This window comes from Nocardia sp. NPDC005825 (assembly GCF_040630175.1).
Classification (GTDB): domain Bacteria; phylum Actinomycetota; class Actinomycetes; order Mycobacteriales; family Mycobacteriaceae; genus Nocardia.
In genome coordinates this window covers 18,809-39,746 of the sequence record NZ_JBEXXC010000016.1, presented here as the reverse complement: position 1 = coordinate 39,746, position 20,938 = coordinate 18,809, and the positions used below count along the sequence as shown (strand labels likewise).

Below are 20,938 nucleotides of genomic sequence, written 5' to 3'. Positions count from 1 at the left end.
ACCAGGTCATCCCTGAGAAATGACACCGATGTGAGACCCGCGAGCGACACGCCGGTCGGCAGTGGTCATTTCAGCGCCTGTTCCTTGATAGCGAGTTGCTGTCGCCCCTTCTGGAAGGTCACCTCGCGAATTCCCAGCGCCTCGTGCAGCTTGCCCGCGGGCAGGGTCACCGGTTTGGGCGCGGGCCCGTCGCCGGGTTTGGGCAGGGGATAGGCGGTGGTGGTGCCGCTGTAGAAGGTGACATTGCCCTCGGTCTTCGTGAACAGCTGGTGCACATGGCCGTTGAGGCAGGTGACCGACGAGAACCGCTTCAGGTAGCTGAGCGCCTGCGTGGCATCGTCTGTGCCCCAGCCCCATTGGGGGTACATGGCGAACAGCGGGATGTGGCTGAACACGATGATCGGTGTGTCACTGGACAACCCGGCCACATCCTTCTGGACGAAGTCGAGCTGATCCTGCCCGAGATGGCCGAGGTTCTTCAGGTTCAGCGTATTGACCAATCCGATCACGTGCACGCCCGCGATGTCGAAGCTGTACCAGCCGTCGCCGCGCGTGCCGTTACCGAAGACCGACCGGTATCGCGAGCCGCCGTCATCACTCGAATCATGTTCTCCCGGAACCGTGAACACGTGCGGCGTCGACAGCCCGCCCATCATCTGCTTGACCTGATCGAACTGCTCGGCCGTGGCCAGGTGGGTCAAGTCGCCGGTGTGGATCACGAAATCGGGCTGATACCCCAGCGAATTCACCTGTGAGACGGCCTCGGCGAAGGTGTCGGTGACACTGGTGTTCGCGGTCCCGGTGAACCCGATGTGGCTGTCGCTGACCTGTGCGAACCGCAGCGTCGGCCGGGCCGGGGCGGCCGACGCGCTGCCCGCCACGTGCGACACCACCTCACCGCCCACCACCGCCAGTCCCACCGCCGCGCCGAACCAGGCGCTGTGCCGCATGAGCTGACGGCGGGTCATCCGCTGCGGATCGCGGGAGTCCTCCTCGTAGTCGTCAGCGGTGCTCACGGCGTCACCACCACGGTCGCGTGCATGAACGGATGGATCGAGCAGACGTAGGCGAAGGTGCCCGGCTTGGGGAAGGTGAACGTGTAGGTCGCGCCCGTCCCCAGCGTCGGCGAGCGGAAACTCCCGTCGTTCGCCACGACGGTGTGCGGCTCCTCGTCCTTGTTGGTCCAGGTCACGGTGGTGCCGACCGGGACGGTCAGCGAGGCGGGACCGAACGCGAAATTGTCGATGGCGACGGCATCGGGCCCGGCCGGGGCCGCGGGCGCCCCGGCGGCGGAGGTGCCCGCCGCCGAGGTCATCCCGGACATGGCCGGGCCCCCGCCGTCCGGCACCATGCCGGGCGTGGCGGTGCCGGAAGCGAAGGTGAATCCGGGCGCGGCCGGATCCGCGGCTTTTCCGCCGCCGGTGGAGCCGCACGCGGTCGCCGTGAACAGGGCCGCGGCGACTCCGACGGCGACGGCTACGCGTCGCGGGCTACGGGTGGGTCTCATGAATCCGGTCCTCCGTCCGGGATGGGTCCGTTCGCTGCTGCGAACCGGTCATCCATGGATAGGGGAGCGGGTTACACGGGAACCGTTGCGCCCGAACGCCATTGGTCGTCAGGCGGGCTCGGTGGGCGCGAACACCTCGATGGTGCCGTTGTTCTCGCGCACCTGGACCAGCGGCAGCGGCGCGGGCGCCACCGGCAGCTGATGGGTGACCACCTGACCCTCGATCGAGAACGACGTCGAATGGCAGGGGCAGCGCAGCCGTTCGGCCGGGGCGTCCAGCCACAGTTTGCAGCCCTGATGCGTGCACACGCCCGACACCGCGACCGGAATCCCCTTGTCGCGGCGCACGAATCCGTTCACCGTCCCCACGTCGAAGGCCACCGTCGCGCCCTCCGGCAGATCCGCGGACCGCGCGATCGGCAGCCACGCACCGGAATTGGGCGACAGCGGCGTCTGCCGCGCGGCGGGTGGCGCACCCTCCTCACCGTGCCCCAGCAGGGTGCGATCCACGACCGCGCCGACCGTGGCGGCGGCCGCGGCGGCGGAGGTGCCGATCAGCAGATTGCGGCGGCGATACCCGGTGGGCGACGCCGATTCCGGCTCCGGCTCCGCCATCTCGGCGGCCAGCCGCCGGTGCAGGCCGCTCAGGAACTCCTCACTGGGCGCGTCACTGCCCAGCCGGGCGGCGCGCAACTCGATGGCCGCGCGCAGCTCCTCGGCCTCGGCCTCGTCGGGGGTGAATCCCGTGGACCGCTTGCCCGCCAGTAGTTCGTCGACGAACCTCCGCACATCCCGCCCGCTCACCGCACACCTCGCTCATTCAGCTGGGCCGCCATCCGCACCGCCCGATGCTGCAACACCTTCGCATTCGCCACCGTCACCCCGAGGGTCTGCGCCGATTCCCGGATCGAGAGACCTTGCAGGAAACGCAGTTCCAGGATCCGGCGGTAGCGGTCCGGCAGTTCGGACAACACCGCCTTCGCACGCGCCTCGGCGCCCGAGTCGTGGAACTCCTCCGGCGGATCGTCGGCGATGTCGCCGTCGATGGCGGTGATCTCGCGGCCCATGCGGGCCTTCCAGTGCGCGGCCAGCACCGTGCGGGCGGTGGCCCGCAGGTAGGCCCGCACCTCGGGGACACTGGCCGTCATGCGCAGCGGTCTCAACGCCGCGGTGAACACCTCGGCGGTCAGATCCTCGGCGTCGGGCCGATTGCCGACCTTACCGAACATCAACGCGTACACCCAGGTCGCGTTGTCCCGGTACACCGCTTCCCAGCCGGGGTAGCTGTCACCGGACACCAGCCGCAACTCCCGACCCGAGCCGGAACTCGCGGCCGGCTGCGTCCGGCGCTCGGATTCGACCCGTCGCACCATGAACCGCCGCTTCCCGCATCCATCGAAGAACCCGACGCGTGTTCACGTCTGTCAGTAGATAGCGGGCGGGGTTACAGCGCGGCCCTTTCGACCGTATCGGGCACGATCGGTCCCGGACCGTGCCCTAGCGGGCGGGCCGCAGCAGCTCGCCCAGCACCAGCCCGCGGACGGTCTTGGCGGCCACCACCAGCCAGGCGGCGACCAGCAGCGCGTACAGCGCCACCGCGGTGACCGCGAACAGATCCGCGCCGGTGTGGCCGTAGAGGGCGGTGCTGCCGGTGACACAGCAGCCGAGCGGGAAGGTGAAGCCCCACCAGGTCAGGTTGAACGGCATCGAGGCGCGGGCGTGCCAGGTGACCGCGACCGCCAAGGCCAGCCACAGCATGGCGAATCCCCAGGTGGGAACACCGAACAGCACGGAGAAGACATCCATGCCGGCGGCGGTGCGCTCATCCACCACGCCGGGGGCGACCCCGGCCAGCGCGCCCGCGGCGGTCACCGACTGACCCAGCGGGCCCAGCACCAGCCACACGGTCGCGACCATCCCGGCGGGCGGCAGCCCGTGGTGCAGCAGCCGCGACCAGATCAGGGTGGTGGTGACCAGCGAGGCGATCAGGCTCAGGCCGAACATGGCCAGGCACGCGACGAACATGGTCAGCCGGGCCTGCCCGGCGGGAGTGTGCGGCACCAGCAGCGCGCCCAGCGCCGCCGACACCATGGGCGGCACCACCGGCATGAGCCAGCCGCCGAACGCCGAATCGGGATCGAACCGGTGCCGGGTGATCATCCGATAGGGGATGCTCGCCGCGGTCATCAGCCCGAGAACCGTTCCCGCCGACCACAACACCCAGTCCGCGGTCACGGCGGCGGACAAGCCGATGACGTCCTTGCCCAGCAGCAGGGTGCCCGCGCCGACGGTCATCAACGCCATGGGCGCGGCGCCGTAGAACTGCATCATCACCGGATGCATCCCGTGCCCGCGGGCCTCCTCGGGATAGCGCCGCCAGTGCAGCACCCACGCCCCGGCCAGGACGATCAGGATCAGCGAGGCCAGCGCCCACACGACGGTCGCGGCGCCCCGCAATCCGGGGAACTGCGTCGGCAGGGTGGCCGCCGCGTTCCCGATGATCCCGGTCCCCATCACCGCGGCGAACCAGTTCGGAGCCAGGTATCGCAGCGGCTCCCGGCCGCCCGAACGTTCCGCGGTCGCCGTACCCGCGGGGGCGGCGGTCGCGGCGGGAACGGTTCGGCGGAAGGTCACTGTGGTCATGGCTCAACCTTGGCCCGGCCGCACTTCCGCCGGTAGCGGCCGCATTCCGATGGATGCATAGACTCGGTCTATGTCCTGGTTCAGCGAACCGATGGGGCCGCCTTGCGCAGGACCTCCAGGAACGCGCGCATCCACCGCGGATGGTCGGGCCAGGCGCGGCCGGTGACCAGATTGCCGTCGACGTGATCCGGGCTGTCGACCCAGCGGCCGCCCGCGGCGGCGATATCCGGTTCCAGCGCCGGGTAGGCGCTCGACGACCGGTCGCGCAGCACCCCGGCCGCGGCGAGGATGAGCGGGCCGTGGCACAGCGCGGCGATCGGTTTGTCGGCCTGCGCGAAGTGCTGGACGATGCGGCGGCAGTCCGGGTCGCCGCGTAGATACTCCGGCGCGCGGCCGCCGGGCACGACCAGGGCCGCGTACTCGGCCGGATCGACCTCGCCGAACGCCAGATCGGCGGGCCAGGTGCGGCCGAGCTTCTCGGTATAGGTGTCGAAGCCCGCGGTGAAATCGTGGACCACGAACTGGAGTTGTTTGCGTGCGGGAGCCGCGATATCGACCTCGTACCCCTCCTCCAGCAGCCGCTGGTACGGGTACATGACTTCGAGGTCTTCGGCGGCATCGCCGGTGATCAAGAGCACCTTCGTCATGGCGCACCTCCCAGTCGATGGTATCGGGATCGACCGCGCGCCCAGGTGTTTTCGGTTCGGCGGAGGGCTCTCGGTTCAGCCGACGATCCGGGCGCGCCGGACGTTCGGCACCGGCCGCAGGTGACGCACCACCGCCAGGTCGGCAGGCTCGGCGTGGCGGGTGTCGTAGCGGTCGAACACCGCGGCCAGTTCCGGTGACCAGCGGGCGAATTCGGCGCGGATCGGGCCCTCGGTCTCCAGTTGGCACACCACGCCCAGCGCGGTGAGGAAGCAGCGCGCGAAGGGGGTGAAGTAGGCCGGCATGTCCAGTTGGCGGTGGACGTTCGAGAGCCGGGGCGCCAGCACCGAGCGGACGTGGCCGCGCAGCCAGGCGGTGGTGAGGCGGAAGGTGGGCACGGTGAGCGGCTCGCCGACGGCGTCCAGCCCCTCGGCGAGCGCGGCCACGTCGTAGTCGCGGCCGGGTCGGACGAAGCCGTGGCGGCGGACCGCCGCGTCCAGTTCCGGGATGCCGCCGTTGAACGCGGCGTCCATCACCTCGCCGACCAGCTCCTCGAACCCCGGGGGCGGCCAGGGCGTGCAGGCCCCGAAATCCACCACGCCCAGCCGCCCGTCCGGGAGGATCCGGAAATTGCCCGGGTGCGGATCGCAGTACAGCAGGCCGGTGCGGGTCCACGCCGAGAGCAGGAAACGGATGATCAGCATGCCGACCCGGCTGCGCTCGGCGGCCGTACCCGACTCGATGATCCGCGAAACCGGTGTGCCGGTGAGCCATTCGGTGACGATCACATCGCCCTGCTGGACGATCACGTCCGGGACGGCGAAGTCCGGGTCGCCCGCGTAGGCCTGCGCGAAGCGGCGCTGATGTTCGGCCTCGGCCACGTAGTCGAGTTCGTCGGCCACGCAGGTACAGATGGCCTCGGTCACCGCGGGCACGTCCGCGCCCGGCGCGAACACCGTGGCCAGCACCGAGAGTCGGCGCAGCTGTTCGAGATCGGCGAGCACCGCCGCGTGCGCGCCCGGATACATGACCTTCACCGCCACCGGGCGGCCGTCGCTCCACACCGCGTGATGCACCTGCCCGATCGAGGCGGCCGCCGCGCGGCGGTCGTCGAATTCGGCGAACCGCGAACGCCACTGGTCGCCCAGGCCCGCGACCATCGCCTCGTGCACGGTGGCGGGCAGCATGGTGGGCACCGATTCCTGCAGCTGGGTCAACGCGGTCCGGTAGGGCGAGGCGATCTCGGCGGGCAGGGCGAGTTCGTAGAGCGAGAGCAGCTGGCCGAGTTTGGTTGCGCAGCCCTTCAATTCGCCCAGCACCTCGAAGATGTGCTGGGCGGTGCGCAGCCGGATCTCGGAATCCACCTCGGCGGCCGAACGGCCCAGGGCGCGCTTGCCCACGCCGGCGGCCTGGCGGCCCGCGAATGCGACCGGGAGACTGGCGATCCGGGCATTGCGGACGGCAGCGCGGATCGGCGGGCCGCCGGGGTCGCCCGCTGTCCGTTCCCGGATTCGCCGAATCGACATTGCTCACCCCATTGTGTGCGCGGCAGGGCCATCGAGTGCACGGCAGCGTCAGGGTCTGCGGAATAGCCCATGCACGTGCAGTTTGGCACACCAGAGCTTAAACTGTCTGGGACGTATCCGAAAGTTGTCGAAAGGTGACGGGATGGGTGCCCAGACGGTCGTGGCCGATGTCGCCGACGAGCTCGCTCGCCGCGTCGCGACCGGTGAATACGCACCCGGGGACCTGATGCCGTCGGTTCGCCAGGTCGCCGAGGAATTCGAGATGAACCGGGCCACGGCGCAATTGGTGCTGGGCCGGTTGGAGTCCTACGGCTTCGTCGACGCCCACCGCGGCCGCGGGTTCAGCGTGCGCGACGTGCGCCGCGCCGGCGGGGTGGACGTGTACCGGCGGCTGTTCCGGCTCAGCCTGCCCGCGCCCGAGGTCGCCTCGGAGATGTTCGGCAATATCGTGGCCGCCGAACGCGCCATCGTGCTCGACGCCCTGCTCGACTACACCGCCGCCGAGCGCGGCATCGCGCCCGCGGAACTGACCGCCCGGGTCGACGCGCTCGAAACCGAGGCCCGCGCCGCGGAGCCCGACCACGCCCGCCTGCTCGACATCGAGCTGGGTCTGGTGCGCGCGATTCTCACCGACCTGGGCCACACCATGCAGCGCGCGGTGCTGAACTCGGTGGGGGAGATGCTGTTCGAGGTGCCCGAAGCGGTCGACGCCTACTTCGCGGTCTCCGCCGATCTGCACGTCCTGATGTGGCGCGCCCTGCTCGCGGTCTGGGAATCCGAGGGCGGGCCCTCACCGGCGCAATTGGCGCTGTTCGAGGACCTGTTCGCGATGTACCACGACAAGGTGCTGGCCCGCTTCGACGAATCGGCGGGGCTGGACCCGGATTCGGGGACCCGTCCGCACAGCGCGACGGCTTAGACGTCGCGCTGCGCGGGCCTCACGCTGCGCCGGACTCGCGCTGCGTCCCGGCGCGCGAAATGGGCCGGGATCTCGGGCAATTCGGGCAGATGTCTCAGACGATCAGCCTCCGGCGAGCATGGCCGCCGCCACGAGTGCGCTGATAATGGCTAGCGCCAGCACCGCGAGGATCACCCGGGCGCTCTGGGTGGGTGGTTCGGCGGGCGGTTGGTCGGCCATGCGTTCATCTCCCTCGTAGGTAACGGGTCGTGCGCGGCTATCGTATTCCGGCGGCTCCCAAGATGTTTGGTGTCCCCCGGGTTCCGGCGTAAACACTGCCATTTCCCGGGCCACACCGGGGAAACCGGGGTGGCCGAATACGAAACGCACGACCCGCTGACCTACGGTCCGCCGAGCACCCGCGGCGCCCGACTGTACCGGTCAGTAACGACCGAACAACACCGCCGCATTGTGCCCGCCGAATCCGAACGAATTGTTCAGCGCGAACTCGACCCCGGTCTTGCGCGACTGCGTGTGCACCACATCCAACTCCACGTCCGGATCCTGATTCTCCAGGTTCAGCGTCGGCGGAATCACCTGATCACGCAGCGTGAGCACCGAGATGATCGCCTCCAGCGCGCCGACCGCGCCCACCGAATGCCCCAGCGCCGACTTGGGCGCGTACACCGACGGGTGCGTCCCCACCGCGGCGGCGATCCCCTTGGCCTCGGACAGATCCCCGATGCTGGTTCCGGTGGCGTGCGCGTTCACGTGATCCACTTCCCCGGGCCGCACGCCCGCGGATTCGATGGCCCGGCGCATGGCCCGCGCGCAGCCCGTGCCCTCGGGATCCGGGGCGACCATGTGATAGCCATCGGCGGTGAGACCGGCGCCCAGCAAGCGGGCCAACGGCTTCGCGCCGCGCGCCCGCGCGTGATCCTCGGATTCGACCAGCAGCAGCGCGGCCGCCTCGCCGAAGACGAAACCGTCACGGTCCCGATCGAAGGGGCGGGAAGCGCGTTCGGGTTCGTCGAGCCGGGTGCTCAGGGCGCGCGCCATAGAGAATCCGGCGATGGCCACCGGATTGATGTAGCCCTCCACGCCGCCCGCCACCACCATGTCGGCCTCGCCGAGCACGATCGAACGCCAGGCGTGCACCAGCGCCTCGTTGCCGGAGGCGCACGCCGAGACCGGGGTGACCAGGCTCGCGCGCGCCCCGATCTCCAGCCCGACCACGCCGGAGACGCCATTGGGCATGGACATCGGCACCGCGAACGGCGAGACCTTGCGGTAGCCGTGGTCGCGCATGGCGTCATTGGCGTCCACGATGGTGTCCGCGCCGCCGAGCCCGGTGCCGATGCACACACCCAGGCGGTCCTTGTCGACTTCGGGGTTGCCCGCCGTGTTCCACAGGCGTTTTCCCATCACGTACGACATTTGCTGCACGTAACACATGCGGCGCTTCTTGACCCGATCGAGTTCGCCGGTCGGATCAGCCGCGAGTTTGCCACCGATGGTTACCGGCAGGTTCAGCCTGGTGATTTCCGGGTCGTCGAGGGTGCTGATGCCACTGGCTCCGGACAAAAGTCCCTGCCAGGTGCCCTCGGTGTCAGGGGCGATCGAGGTCGTCATCTCCACGGCGGTGACCACGACATTTCGGAATCCGCCATTCCGGGTGGAGAATTCTGCGAGGCTATTCACTTTTCGCGTGTCCTTTTCGGCCAATTGGCAAGTCCTGCAGAGAATTCGCGAGCGCCTGCGAGGTTAACCCGAGAATCGCCGGAGTGTGGCACCGACACTCAGAACCGGTAAGTAACCTGCGCGGGCCTCCGATCGAAATGCGACCGACCGGATTTGAGCGGGATTTCGGGTCCCCCGCTCGACTGTCGCGGTCCGGCAGCTCCGGGTACATTGTCTCAGACGGAGATTCGCTGCAAGGAGACCGATCGCATGACCGAGGCCCCGCACCGGCCCACCGTGACCAGCCCGCCCGTGATCGCCCGCCGCTGGACCATCCACGACATCCCCGACCAGACCGGCCGCACCGCCGTGATCACCGGCGCCAACAGCGGACTCGGCCTGCGCACCGCCGAAGCCCTGGCCGCCAAGGGCGCGCACGTCCTGCTGGCCTGCCGCAACGAGATCAAGGCCGCGGCCGCCCTGGAACAGGTCGGGGCCGCCGCCACCGGACCGAAACCCGAAGTGCTGCCACTGGATCTGGCCGACCTGGCCTCCATCCGCCGCGCCGCCGACCATCTCGACGTCCGCGGCACGCCGATCGACATCCTGGTCAACAATGCGGGAGTCATGGCCCTGCCGCGCGATCAGCGCACCGCCGACGGGTTCGACGCCCAGTTCGGCACCAATCACCTGGGCCACTACGCGCTGACCGGATCCTTGCTGCCGCTGCTGCTGCGCGCCCCCGAACCGCGGGTGGTGACCGTGTCGTCCATCGCGGCGTGGGGCGGGATGATCAACTGGCTGGATCCGAACTGGCGGCGGGTATACGTGCGCTGGCTGTCGTACAGCCAATCGAAACTCGCCAATCTGCTGTTCACCGCGGAACTGCACCGCCGGGCCGCGGCGGCGGGGGTGAATCTGACCGCGGTGGCGGCGCATCCGGGTCTGTCGGCGACCAATCTCTACACGTCCACACCGGAAAAGGGTGCGGCGGCGGCCCTCGCGGCGGTGCAGCAGCGAATGCTGTTCTCGCTGGCCCAATCCGACGCGAAGGGCGCGCTGCCGCAGCTCTACGCCGCCACCACGCCGGGGCTGGCCGGAAACTCCTACTGCGGGCCCGCGTTCGAGACGTTCGGGTATCCGCGCCGGACACTGCGGAATCCGCTCGCCTACAGCCGTTTCCAGGCCCGGCGGCTCTGGGAGTTGAGCGAGAAGTTGACCGGCGTCACCTACGCCTGGTCCTGATCGTCGCGCCCCTCGGTCAGCGAAGGCAGCGGAATCGTCCTGCCGCAGAACTGGATCGGTGACCGCTCACCGGCGGCGCAGGAGCATTCCCCGGACGTAGGCGGCTTGGCCCGCGTGCTGGATGTCGTCGTCGATGACACTGATGAGGCGGACGCCGAGGGTGACCGGGGGATCCCAGCGGGTGTCGACGATGCGGGGAAGATCGGCGTCGGTGAGCGTGGAGACGTAGGCGATGGTGGCGGCGTGGACGGCGTCGTAGTAGGCGAGCAGGAGATCGGCGGGGACGCCGGCGAGGGCCGCGACGTCGGTGGGGTTCTGGGCGTAGCCGGTCGCGGTGTCGTCGAAGGGGAGATCGAAGCGGGTGGACCAGCCGCCGACGGCCCAGAGTTGATCGGTGCCGGCGACGTCGGCGATGTGGTCGTCCTGGACGCGGGTGAGGTGCCAGATCAGCCAGGCGATGGAGTTGGCGTCGCCATCGGGCTGCATGCCGAGCTCGGCCTGGGTGAGGTCGGCGACGGCGCCGTGGACGTTCTCCTTGATCCGGCCGAAGGCGTCCACCAGCAGGTCAGCGCTTGTCATGGTGCGATCCGATCGTCGAGGGACGGAGGATGTTCCGGGGTTTGCTACAGGCTGAAGGCGATCGCGCGCAGCACCAGCACGGCGATGAAGACCACCGTGAAGGCCAGGTCGATCTGGACGCCGCCGAGGCGAATCGGCTTGAGGACCCGGCGGACCGGGGCGATCACCGGCTCGGTCAGGCGGTGCACGACATCGCGGGCCTTGCGCAGCGCGGGCGGGGTGTCGCCGAGAACGCCGATCCAGTCGATGATCAGGCGCGCGATCAGCAGCAGCATGAACAGCGTCAGGGCGAGCCCGAGCAGTGAACCTAGGAAAGACATGGCGGACTCCTTCTTCGTGGCCGGCCTTACGTCGATCAACGCCCGACGTCGGTCGAAAGTGCCCCCATCGTCGACCATGGCCGTCCGGTTCGCGGGGCGGGCTCGCCGGAGCCGTGCGAGAATCTGGGCTGCTGTTCGCCCAGCTCACCCGCGACCGCACAAGGAGTCCCCGTGCGCATGAAGTATCTGGTCGGCCTGCCGGTGGCCGTCCTCTCGCTGACCCCGGTCGTCACCGCCGTCGACGCCGCGACCGCCCAGGCCGTCGCGCCGACCTGGACCTGCAACGCCCAGACCTGGGACGGCCAGACCCTGCCCACCCTCACCGTCGACGCCAAGCGGGGCAAGTATCAGGCTGCGGGCGTCGCGCAGACCAAGTGGGGCGGCATCGCCAAGTACGCGACCATCGACTGCAAGCCCAGCAACTGAGCCGGGACCCCGCCGTGTCAGATGGCGCGGCGGTGGTTCAGATAGGCGAAGGAGGCGAGGCCCAGCGGGATCTGGCACCAGAAGGTGAGGAGCCGGAATCCCAGGGCCGCGCCCACCGCCACCCCGGCGGTCAGTCCCGCGACCGCGGTGAGGCCCGCCGCGATGGTGATCTCCTTGGTGGCCACGCCGTTCGGGGACGGTAGCAGCGGCGCCAGCGCCACGGTCACCAGTTCCACCACGAAGGTGTCCGGCAGGCTGAGATTCGCCCCGACCGCGTGCAACACCGCCCACAACGCCACTACCATGAGCAGCGGCTGCACCAGCGCGCAGATCCACAGCGCCGCCGCCCGCCGTGGCCGGAAAGCGGTGGTGGCCACCGACTTCCACGCGAACTCGGCGTCCGAACGGGCGTGCCGCAGTCGTGCGGGCACTCGCCGCCAACCGCCCTGCGCGGCCACTCGGCGATGCAGGACCAGACCCGCCACGGCCGCCGCCACACCGGCCGCGATCAGCGTGGCGATCGCGATCAGCGCTGTGCGCCAAGGACTCTCGCCCACCAGGTGATGCCACGTACCCGACATTCGCGCACCGAGGTCGTGCCAAGGGGGCTGTGCGCCATGGCGACTCATCAGACTCGGCGCGGCCAGCAGGGCGACGACCACCAGGGGCACCCGGACCATGAGCGCGGCGAACCCCATCAACCCCATGGACGCCATCGCCCCGGTATGGCTGAGCCCGGTCCGGCGCAGGAATCGCAGGCGCAGCAACAGAGAGGCGGCGGGCACCAGCCCGATGGCGGGCACCGCGAGCTGCAGGGCGAACAACTGCCCGGTGGTCGGCCGCGCCGGGATGGAGCCGCGCAACATGAAAACCGAGGTGGGCCACAGGGCGAGGGTGGCGAGCGCGGCGACCAGCAGCCAGCGCGGGTCCGCTGCGGCGAGGGCGTGCACTCCGGTCAGGACCGCGTCCCGCTGCCAGACGGCCGCGGCCGCCACCAGCAGGGTGCACACGACGGTGGGCAGGGCCTTCCTCGCCACTGCGGGAACGGCCGCCATCCGCCCCTCCTCAGGTATCGCAGACGTAATTTCCCCGGTGAATCGCATACGCGGGGGTCAACATTAACGCGATCGGAGGGCTGTGACCAGGCTTGTCTGAATAGTCCTGTGCGCCATCGGCAACGGAACGGTCGTCTTGTGAACGGGCCCCGGTGATACGCCGTATACCCGAGTAGGCTCACGAACGGATGGGGAGACAAGTCGTAATACAGGGACACGACATGACGAAATCCATGATCACCGAGACCCCCGGGACCGGCTCGATGACTCCGGTGGAGTTGCTGGTGGAACTCGAACCCGTGGCGGAAGCGAATCTGAACCGGCATCTGGGGCTGGCCAAGGAATGGCATCCGCACGATTACGTGCCGTGGGACGAGGGCCGCAATTTCGCCGCCATGGGCGGAATCGATTGGGAACAAGATCAATCTCGGCTCAGTCCGGTCGCGCGCGCCGCCATGGTCACCAACCTGCTCACCGAGGACAATCTGCCCTCCTATCATCGGCTGATCTCCCACGCCTTCTCCCGTGACCGCGCGTGGGGCGCCTGGGTCGACCGCTGGACCGCCGAAGAGAATCGCCACGGCATCACCATCCGCGACTATCTGATCGTGACGCGCGCCGTCGATCCGGTCGCACTGGAACGCGCCCGCATGATCTGCCTCTCCCAGGGCATCGACGACCCCACCGGCACCGGCGACAACACCATCCTGCACGGCGTCGCGTACGTGACGTTCCAGGAGCTGGCCACCCGCGTCTCGCACCGCAATACGGGCAAGGCCTGCCACGAACCCCGCGCCGACCGCATGCTCACGCGCATCGCGGCCGACGAGAACCTGCACATGGTCTTCTACCGCAATATCTGCGCGGCGGCCCTGGACCTGGTTCCCGACGACGCGCTGGCGGCCGTCGCCGCGGTCGTCGAGAACTTCCGGATGCCCGGCGCGGGCATGCCCGAGTTCCGGCGCAACAGCGTCCTCATCGCCAAATACGGGATCTACGACCTGCGCCAGCACCTCGACGAGGTGGTCATGCCGGTGCTGCGCCACTGGAACATCTTCGATCGCACCGACTACTCCGGCCGCGGCGAGCGGATCCGCGACGACCTGGCCGCCTACCTGGAGCGGCTCGGCAACGACGTCCTGCGCTTCGAGGAGCAGCGCGACCGCGCCCTGGCGCGCGAGGCCGCCCGCCGCGGGGAGTGAGCGCCCGGCGCCGAAATGTGAACAGCCACCGCGCTGTCCACAGCGCGCTGTTCTCACCGAGCCCACCCGGCCGGCCGCCGCTAGGGTGTGGTGCACGACGACAGGGGGAAACATGGCGGACATGCTGCGCGCCGACATCACGGCGCTGCGCATCATGGCGGCGGGCCTCAGGGGTGAGGCCGACGCCGTCACGAATATCGATCCGGTGGATCTGATCGCGAAAGTCGGGCAGGCCATGCCCAATTCGGCCATCGGCGCGGCCGCGGTCACCGTCGGCGAGCCGCTGCTCGCCGCGCTCGGGCACACGGCGGATCGGCTCCGATCCTTCGCCGACGCGGCCGATCAGGGAGCCACCACCTACGAGGCCACGCAGCTGGCGCTATCGGCCGAGCTGGACGGATACCTGCACGCCACCTCCTGACCGTCGGCGTCCAGCCCCGACCAGCACCTATTGCCATGAAGCAGGTTCGGTAGGCGATCCGGTCACGGGCGGGAGGGACGGTGGCGCGAGCGAGCCTGTCCCAGGCGTGCGGGTGGGATCCCGCTGCCGCCGACCGCGCGAGTACCGCTGTGGTGGAGGCCGATTCGGCCTTCTCGGCGGCGCAGGCACGGGCCGCCCGGGCGGTCGACACGGCCATGGCCGGGTGGCGGGGCGCGGCGGCGACCGCCGCGGCGGTGCGGGCCGTGGCATCCCAGCTGGCGGCGAACCATATCGGCGCGGCCCTCATCGAGGTCGCGGACGCGTTGGCCGAGGCGGGCGCACTGGATCGAGTGTGTGCGCTGGTCGGCCACATCCGCGACGAGGCGCACGAGACCGGATGCCGGATCGCCGAGGACGGCACGGTCACCGGACCACACTCCCAGATCGGAGACCTGGCGCTGGACTTCATCTTCCAGGCCGGGTTCGACGCGAAGGCGCTGGCCTTGCAAGCGAGGCTGGTGCCGCTGCTCGACACCGCCGGGGAGATCGACGAGCGGGTCGGCGCCCGGCTCGCCACGGTCGCAGTGGCGCTGACGGAATTGCGGTCTGATCCGAGCGGCGGTGGGCCGAGCACCCGGATCAGCGGGTTCCTGCAGGGAACGGCGTTACTGCCGGAGGATCCGAAAGCGCTGGGTGCGCTGTGGAAGTCGCTCGGCCCCGCCGATCGCGACGAGCTGTTCGCGGCCGATCCGCTGATCGGGAATCGGGACGGCCTGCCCGCGCTCGCCCGTGACCACTACAACCGGCTCGTCGTGCGGAAGCTGCGCGCGGCGGCGGTGGCGGAGGACCGGCGGCTGGTCGACCGGCACCCCGACTGGTACCGCGGTCGGAATCTGCCCACCACCAGCGGGGACTGGAGGCGGCTGCGGGCCTGGGAGGCGGCGCGGGCCGAGGCGCTCACCAGGGTCGCGGGATACGAGGCGCTGGAGGAGCAGCTCGGTCCGGCACCGGGCGGGCGCCTCCTGCTCGCTGTCGACACCGCCGGGCACGGCGCGATCGCGCTGAACAATCCGGACACCGCCGCGCATGTGGCGACCTTTGTGCCGGGCACCGGCTCACCGCTCACCGCCATCGGGGTCGGGGTGCGACGGGTCCGAGCGCTGCTCGGCGCCGCCGAACGGTCCGATCCGTCGGCCCGGACGTCGGTCATCGCGTGGTACGGCTACGACGCACCGCCGGATCTGGCCGGGGCGCTGGGGGATCGGCGGGCCGACGCGGGCGCGCTCGCACTGGATCGGTTCGAATCCGGACTGCGGGCAAGCCATCTGGGCCTCGCGTCCCATCAGACCGTTCTCGGCCACAGCTATGGGAGCACCGTGATCGGGGCGGCCGCCAGTGGAGCCAACACGCTGGCGGCCGATGACGTGGTACTGGTGGGAAGTCCTGGGATAGAAGTGGACAATGTTTCAGAATTGCGTTTGATGGGTATTCCAGCGGGCCACAACAGCGCGCATGTCTATGCCACCGCCGACCCCGCTGACCCGGTTCCCGTCTTCGGTCAATTAGTACACGGTGTTAACCCGGTCGATCGCGAATTCCGCGCAACGGTTTTCACTTCGTCGGGGCCAACCCTCGACCTGCCCGTGTTGCGGGCCTTGCCATTCGATGTGCTGTCGCACGGAAACTACTGGGAGCCGGGCAATCCGGGTCTTCTCGCCCAGGGTGACGTCATTGCGGGCCGCTATCGCCAATGAGGCCGAGTGGCCTGTTCGTTGCGCCGAGATAGCCGCAACTGCGGGTAGCGGATTCGTTGCGGACCATGCCGTACCACTACTCTGGGCGGCCGACCAAACTAGTTTGAAACGGTTGGGTTCATGCTAGGGTTTCGTGAAGTTGGAGTGGGAAGTCGGAGACAAATGCGCACTGAGAACATCAATAGGAAGTTCAAACTGCATGACGAGCGCAGGATCGCCGCCCAACTTCCTGAGCAACTTCTTGGTTTGGATGTTGTCGGATTTGGGAAACCAGATGAGTTTCCGGGCGAGTTGCTGAACTACTTCGGCGAATTCGCGAACGGCTCGATCCCGCCGCGCTCGCGCATCTACCGCAATGCCCAGCCCAATCTCATCGACGCCTGGCTGCTGGAGCTGTTGCGCGGCGCCCGGATCGGTGACCGCTTCTACCTCCGCACCGGACTCGAGTACTTCCCGTGGGCCGACTGCCGCGTGCTCGACCACCGCTGGCTCGAATCCCTGCGCCGGGTCCTGGGTACCAATCAGGGGTACATCGCGCACGACAAGAGCTCGGCCGTCATGACCCTCGGCACCCAGTACGAGGTGCTCGGCTTCATGGCGGGCGCGGGTCTGCCCGGCGTCGCCGACGCCGCCCCGGCCGAGGAAGTGCCGACCCGCCGGATCGTTCACGCCCCCGCCGTGGTGGCCGTCCACGATCTGACCCCCGCCGCCGCTCTCGCGGGCACGTCCGACGTGGCCGCCGCCGCGCTGCCGGATCTATCGATCCCGCAGGTCACCGAGGTGATCGCGGCTCCCGAACCGGCCGTCGCACCCGCCCCGGAGCCGGAAGCCGCCGCGCCGCGAGCCGCCGAATCGGTCGCCGTGGAATCGGCGGCCCCGGCCGACGAAGCGCCCACCCAGCTGCTCACCCGCATCGTGGAGCCGGTCGAAACCGACTGACCCGCGGCTCGCGATCGAACCGGACAGGCCCGGCGTACGTTGTACCGATTAGGCCGGGCATTCACCGAGTTCGAAAGATCCGATATATGTCGACAATCAATGGGTTGCCCGCCCATGTCCTGCTGGTGCACGCGGTGGTCATACTGGTTCCGCTGACGGCGGTCCTGCTGATCCTGTGCGCGGTATGGCCCGCGGCCCGCGCCCGGCTGATCTGGCTCGTGGTCGTGCTGGCCGTGCTGGTGACCGTGCTGACCCCGATCACCGTCGACGCGGGGGAGTGGTTCCAGCGTCAGCTGGGAATGCCGCCGCTGCTCGACGAACACGCGCGGCTGGGGAAGCAGATGCCGTATTTCGTTGCGCCACTACTGGTTCCGGCGGCGCTGCTCGCCTTCGCGCAGCTGCGGTCCCGGCGGGAACGGCCGGTGGGCCGGGCGCTGGTGGCGGTGATCGCGGTACTCGCGCTGGCCGCCGGCGGGGCCGCCACCTGGCAGACCTTCCGGGCCGGGGATTCGGGCGCGCACGCGGTGTGGAACGGCGTGGTGAATCACTGAGAAAACGACTGTCGTGACCCGGCGGCCGGTCTGCGGGGCGGCCACCGAGTCACGACAGTGCGGCACGGTCAGATCTTGCGGATGACCGTGACGACCTTGCCGAGCACCTGGGCGTCATTGCCCGGGATCGGCTCGAACAGGGGGTTGTGCGGCATCAGCCACACCTGGGAACCGGTGCGCTTGAAGGTCTTCACGGTGGCCTCGCCGTCGATCATGGCCGCCACGATGTCACCGTTGTCGGCGACGTTCTGCTGGCGCACGACCACCCAGTCGCCGTCGCAGATGGCCGCGTCGATCATGGACTGACCGACGACCTTCAACAGGAACAGCGAACCCTCGCCGACCAGTTCGCGCGGCAGCGGGAAGACGTCCTCCACCGCCTGCTCGGCCAGGATCGGGCCACCGGCCGCGATCCGGCCCAGCACCGGGACGTAGGTCGGGATCGGGTGGTCGTCCGAGGACTCCGCCTCCGCATTGACCGCGCGGAGCTGCGACACGCCGCCGGTGGCGCGCATCGCCGTCTCGTCCAGGCCCCGGACATCCACGGCGCGTGGACGATTCGGGTCGCGGCGCAGGTAGCCCTTGCGCTCGAGCGCCCGGAGTTGGTGCGCCACCGAGGAGGTGGAGGTGAGACCGACGGCATCGCCGATCTCGCGGATGCTGGGCGGGTAGCCGCGGTCGTGCACCGAGGTGCGGATGACCTCCAGGACTCGGCGCTGACGCACGGTCAGATCGGCGCCGACGCCGGACGATTCGGACAGGGGGCCGTTACCTTCGGGACCAAGAGGTCCGTTCTCACCGTCCACGCCGCCGTGTTCGCTCACCGCCGCCGTCCTCCGTTCACTGCTGTCGCTCACCGGAATTCGTTCCCGCACGCGCCGTGTCGTACGTCCGGGCAACTCGTGACTCGACTGTAGACCGTGTGACGCGTGTGATCAAACATCTGTTCGACGCATGTCGCGGAAATCAGTGACATTGCCGGGCCGCCGTGGTAGAAATTCGAACATCAGTTCATCGAACACATGATCGAGTCAGTTGTCCAGCACTCTGCGGCCCGCCCTACCTTGGAGGTTACTTCGATGCGCGCCATGGTCAGCGAGATCGACACTCTGGAAAGCGATTTGGGATTCGACAGCCTCCCCTGGGAGCTGCGTTCCGATCGGTCCCCGGCCACCCCGTCCGGGGCTTCGGCGCACCCGGTCCTGCACCGCCGGCCCTGCCGGGCACGCCTGCGGCCGATGTCTCGCGCGGGTGTTCGAACCGATCATGTCGTCGTGCGACACGCCGCGGGACGCGCCCGCGGAATGCATCCGCTGGACCGGATGCAGCGCGCCCAGACCGGCCTCGCCGCACTGGCGATCACGGCGCTGGTGAGCGCTCTCGCCGTGGCCGGACTGATCGGTCTCGCGCAATTACGCTCCGGTGACTTCGATTCGCAGACCACGCCGCCCACGGTGCAGCTGGTGCAGCCCCCGGTGCGATAGCAGTGGTGATGCTCGGCTGGTTGCCCGGTCGTAGCCGGTTTCCGGGATAGGGATCCCCGGCCATGACGTGGCCGAAATTGCAGATTGAAAACTGAAACGCGTTGCTACCGTCCCCCTGAATGTGACAGAGGCTACATCCGCGCGACCGCACGGCGGCGCGCGAGCGACAGGGGGCGTAATGCCGAGAGTTCGAGGGTTGGTCCGGGTGGCCGGAGTGCTCACCTGCCTGATGATCGGGTTGGTGACCGCCCCGGCGGTGCATGCCGAAACCGTGTACGCCGAATATCTGGACCTGCCATCGGTGAACGGGGACGGCGCGGCGGGCGGCGGCTTGAATCCCGCCCTGCCCCTGGACCCCGACACCCTGCGCGGCGCGCTCGACGCCGCGCGGGCGGCGGGGGTGCCGCCGCGGCACTACGCCACGCTGCTGCACCAGTACTGGCTGGTGGTCGCCACCCGCAATGCCGAGATCGATCTGGCCGGGTGGGATCCCGGGCGCGGCGTCGCGGCCAATACCGTCACCTTCACCCAGGTGTACGTGAACTACCTGCGGCTGAACAACTCTCACCCGGAGTACTGGTGGACCGGACTGGCCGGATTGGCCGGCGGCTCCTTCGCCTCGGGCTTCTTCGACATGGGCGACGTGTCCGCGATCGTCAGTGTGCCGGGCATCCATCAGCTCGGCGACGCGGTCGCCGACCTGTTGCGCGGCACGCCCACGCCGCTGCTCGACATCCTGCCCGCCGACATCCGCACGCTGGGCACCGAGGGGGAGCGGCTCACCGCCGACGACCTGGCCTGGTATCAGACCCGGCTGATGATCATGCAGAAGCACATCTTCATCGACCAGGTGCCCATGCACGAGGCGTACGCCGCCGCGGGCGCGGCCGGGGTCGAGGAGATGTACCAGGCCGGGGTGCTCGACGAGAACGCCATCACGGCCTGGCGGGAACTGGCCGGTGGCACCCAGGAAGGGCTCGCCGACGCCGCGCTGCGCATGACCGACCGGGAACAGAACCAGATCATCGCCGACCAGTGGGATGTCACCTCGCACGGGCGCGGGGCCATGGGCCGGGTGCTGACCTACGTCAGCACCATCGCCGGAAAGGCCGCCGTCCCCGGCGTGCGGGCGCCCGGCGTGTTCGCGCCCACCACCCTGACGTCGGGAACCATGTCGCTGCGAGCCCCGCTGCCCGACTTCAACTGGGCCGACCGCGACACGCGGTGGAACTACATCACCAACGACCTGCTGCCCCGCTACCTGGAGCTGTGCGCGAACCCGTCCGTCGCGAGACCGGTTCTGGCCGAACCGTTCTCCGCCAAACTGGTCCAGGGACGGCTCGTCCAGCGGCTGCCGGACCTGCTGGCCGACATGACCTCGCAATGGCGGTTGACGGCCTGATTCGGAGACGCCGACCCGGGCGGACGCCGCCGACCGCGTCCGTCACGGTATCCTCGAGATTGCTCGAGGTTGCTGTGGAACCCAGGCATCGACGAAGGATCCCGGATGCATTGCCCGTACTGCCGCCATCCCGATTCGAGGGTGGTCGACTCGCGTGAGGCCGAGGAAGGCACCGCCATCAGGAGGCGACGTGCCTGTCCGGAATGTGGGCGCAGGTTCACCACCGTCGAAACCGCCATCCTGTCGGTGGTCAAGCGCAGCGGTGTCACCGAGCCGTTCAGCCGCGAGAAAGTGATCCGCGGCGTCAGCCGCGCCTGTCAGGGCCGCGAGGTCGACTCCGACGCCCTGAACCTGCTCGCCCAGCAGGTGGAGGATGCCGTGCGGGCCAAGGGTTCCCCCGAGGTGCCCAGCCACGAGGTCGGCCTGGCCATCCTCGGACCGCTGCGCGACCTGGACGAGGTCGCCTATCTGCGCTTCGCGTCGGTGTACCGATCCTTCAGCTCCGCCGAGGATTTCGAGCGCGAGATCGCCGATCTCCGCAAGCACCGCGACGAGCACGCGGTCGGGGCGGCCGCGGAATAGCCGATCGTCCCGGCGGGGCACCGCGCCCCGTGTCCCATCGATTCACGGTCCGGCTCCGAGCATTCGGAGCCGGACCGAT

The 20,938-nt window shown here is 69.3% G+C and carries 23 protein-coding genes; 11 read left to right on the top strand and 12 right to left on the bottom strand.

All coding sequences use genetic code 11. The features are described from left to right. Window positions 1-65: 65 nt before the first annotated feature. The 7 genes from ABZ382_RS31320 to ABZ382_RS31290 form a co-directional block, all read right to left on the bottom strand. Entirely contained in the window at window positions 66-968 is a 903-nt protein-coding gene (locus ABZ382_RS31320) for a metallophosphoesterase (RefSeq protein ID WP_357096743.1), read from the bottom strand. A gap of 44 nt (window positions 969-1,012) precedes the next feature. Next, window positions 1,013-1,507 (bottom strand): cupredoxin family copper-binding protein, encoded by a 495-nt coding sequence (locus ABZ382_RS31315; protein ID WP_357096523.1) that lies wholly within the window; start codon window positions 1,505-1,507, stop codon window positions 1,013-1,015. Between the two features lie 108 nt (window positions 1,508-1,615). Next, window positions 1,616-2,311 (bottom strand): Rieske 2Fe-2S domain-containing protein, encoded by a 696-nt coding sequence (locus tag ABZ382_RS31310; protein WP_357096520.1) that lies wholly within the window; start codon window positions 2,309-2,311, stop codon window positions 1,616-1,618. Then, on the bottom strand, window positions 2,308-2,880 hold the full coding sequence (locus tag ABZ382_RS31305; RefSeq protein ID WP_357096517.1) for a sigma-70 family RNA polymerase sigma factor: 573 nt from the start codon (window positions 2,878-2,880) through the stop codon (window positions 2,308-2,310). Before ABZ382_RS31305 ends, ABZ382_RS31310 begins: the two co-directional genes overlap by 4 nt. Window positions 2,881-3,004: 124 nt before the next feature. Continuing rightward, complete coding sequence (locus tag ABZ382_RS31300) at window positions 3,005-4,150, bottom strand: TDT family transporter (RefSeq protein WP_357096514.1); 1,146 nt, start codon at window positions 4,148-4,150, stop codon at window positions 3,005-3,007. An 80-nt stretch (window positions 4,151-4,230) separates the two neighbouring features. Further along, window positions 4,231-4,797: a DJ-1/PfpI family protein gene (locus ABZ382_RS31295; protein ID WP_357096511.1), complete on the bottom strand. Its 567-nt coding sequence runs from the start codon at window positions 4,795-4,797 to the stop codon at window positions 4,231-4,233. Window positions 4,798-4,872: 75 nt separating this feature from the next. Continuing rightward, a complete protein-coding gene (locus ABZ382_RS31290) occupies window positions 4,873-6,321 on the bottom strand; it encodes an AarF/ABC1/UbiB kinase family protein (protein WP_357096509.1) in 1,449 nt (482 codons plus the stop codon). 142 nt (window positions 6,322-6,463) lie between these two features. Between ABZ382_RS31290 and ABZ382_RS31285 the strand changes: the two genes are divergently transcribed. Beyond that, window positions 6,464-7,240, top strand: a complete 777-nt coding sequence (locus tag ABZ382_RS31285) for a GntR family transcriptional regulator (protein WP_357096506.1) — start codon at window positions 6,464-6,466, stop codon at window positions 7,238-7,240. 420 nt (window positions 7,241-7,660) lie between these two features. On the opposite strand, the gene ABZ382_RS31280 is transcribed toward ABZ382_RS31285, so the two are convergent. Continuing rightward, window positions 7,661-8,920, bottom strand: a complete 1,260-nt coding sequence (locus tag ABZ382_RS31280; RefSeq protein ID WP_357096504.1) for a KasA/KasB family beta-ketoacyl-ACP synthase — start codon at window positions 8,918-8,920, stop codon at window positions 7,661-7,663. 249 nt (window positions 8,921-9,169) lie between these two features. Between ABZ382_RS31280 and ABZ382_RS31275 the strand changes: the two genes are divergently transcribed. Next, entirely contained in the window at window positions 9,170-10,144 is a 975-nt protein-coding gene (locus ABZ382_RS31275; protein WP_357096500.1) for an oxidoreductase, read from the top strand. A 66-nt stretch (window positions 10,145-10,210) separates the two neighbouring features. Here the strand turns inward: ABZ382_RS31275 and ABZ382_RS31270 are convergent, their stop codons facing one another. Then, window positions 10,211-10,723: a DinB family protein gene (locus ABZ382_RS31270; RefSeq protein WP_357096497.1), complete on the bottom strand. Its 513-nt coding sequence runs from the start codon at window positions 10,721-10,723 to the stop codon at window positions 10,211-10,213. A gap of 44 nt (window positions 10,724-10,767) precedes the next feature. Beyond that, the gene (locus ABZ382_RS31265; RefSeq protein ID WP_357096495.1) at window positions 10,768-11,043 is read right to left on the bottom strand and encodes a YggT family protein; all 276 of its coding nucleotides are present in this window, start codon (window positions 11,041-11,043) and stop codon (window positions 10,768-10,770) included. 171 nt (window positions 11,044-11,214) lie between these two features. Between ABZ382_RS31265 and ABZ382_RS31260 the strand changes: the two genes are divergently transcribed. Next, window positions 11,215-11,469, top strand: a complete 255-nt coding sequence (locus ABZ382_RS31260; RefSeq protein ID WP_357096492.1) for a hypothetical protein — start codon at window positions 11,215-11,217, stop codon at window positions 11,467-11,469. A 17-nt stretch (window positions 11,470-11,486) separates the two neighbouring features. On the opposite strand, the gene ABZ382_RS31255 is transcribed toward ABZ382_RS31260, so the two are convergent. Continuing rightward, window positions 11,487-12,524, bottom strand: a complete 1,038-nt coding sequence (locus ABZ382_RS31255; RefSeq protein WP_357096489.1) for a YbhN family protein — start codon at window positions 12,522-12,524, stop codon at window positions 11,487-11,489. Between the two features lie 221 nt (window positions 12,525-12,745). Here ABZ382_RS31255 and ABZ382_RS31250 point away from each other — a divergent pair, with 221 nt between their 5' ends. The 5 genes from ABZ382_RS31250 to ABZ382_RS31230 all read left to right on the top strand — a co-directional run bounded on the left by ABZ382_RS31250 (window position 12,746) and on the right by ABZ382_RS31230 (window position 17,391). Next, window positions 12,746-13,726: an acyl-ACP desaturase gene (locus ABZ382_RS31250; protein WP_357096486.1), complete on the top strand. Its 981-nt coding sequence runs from the start codon at window positions 12,746-12,748 to the stop codon at window positions 13,724-13,726. A 112-nt stretch (window positions 13,727-13,838) separates the two neighbouring features. Then, window positions 13,839-14,147 (top strand): hypothetical protein, encoded by a 309-nt coding sequence (locus ABZ382_RS31245; RefSeq protein WP_357096483.1) that lies wholly within the window; start codon window positions 13,839-13,841, stop codon window positions 14,145-14,147. Window positions 14,148-14,227: 80 nt separating this feature from the next. After that, the gene (locus ABZ382_RS31240; RefSeq protein ID WP_357096480.1) at window positions 14,228-15,901 is read left to right on the top strand and encodes an alpha/beta hydrolase; all 1,674 of its coding nucleotides are present in this window, start codon (window positions 14,228-14,230) and stop codon (window positions 15,899-15,901) included. Between the two features lie 291 nt (window positions 15,902-16,192). Next, window positions 16,193-16,840 carry a hypothetical protein gene (locus tag ABZ382_RS31235; RefSeq protein WP_357096477.1) on the top strand — a complete coding sequence of 216 codons (648 nt, stop codon included), beginning with the start codon at window positions 16,193-16,195 and terminating at the stop codon, window positions 16,838-16,840. A gap of 86 nt (window positions 16,841-16,926) precedes the next feature. Further along, window positions 16,927-17,391, top strand: a complete 465-nt coding sequence (locus tag ABZ382_RS31230) for a DUF2231 domain-containing protein (RefSeq protein WP_357096474.1) — start codon at window positions 16,927-16,929, stop codon at window positions 17,389-17,391. Window positions 17,392-17,459: 68 nt separating this feature from the next. Here ABZ382_RS31230 and lexA read toward each other — a convergent pair whose 3' ends face one another. Then, entirely contained in the window at window positions 17,460-18,152 is a 693-nt protein-coding gene (gene lexA, locus ABZ382_RS31225) for a transcriptional repressor LexA (protein ID WP_357096740.1), read from the bottom strand. A 318-nt stretch (window positions 18,153-18,470) separates the two neighbouring features. On the opposite strand from lexA, the gene ABZ382_RS31220 reads away from it, so the two are divergent. The 3 genes from ABZ382_RS31220 (at window position 18,471) to nrdR (ending at window position 20,859) form a co-directional block, all read left to right on the top strand. Further along, on the top strand, window positions 18,471-18,875 hold the full coding sequence (locus ABZ382_RS31220) for a hypothetical protein (RefSeq protein ID WP_357096471.1): 405 nt from the start codon (window positions 18,471-18,473) through the stop codon (window positions 18,873-18,875). A 178-nt stretch (window positions 18,876-19,053) separates the two neighbouring features. After that, complete coding sequence (locus ABZ382_RS31215) at window positions 19,054-20,277, top strand: hypothetical protein (RefSeq protein ID WP_357096468.1); 1,224 nt, start codon at window positions 19,054-19,056, stop codon at window positions 20,275-20,277. 105 nt (window positions 20,278-20,382) lie between these two features. Further along, window positions 20,383-20,859 (top strand): transcriptional regulator NrdR, encoded by a 477-nt coding sequence (gene nrdR, locus ABZ382_RS31210; protein ID WP_357096465.1) that lies wholly within the window; start codon window positions 20,383-20,385, stop codon window positions 20,857-20,859. Window positions 20,860-20,938: the final 79 nt, after the last annotated feature.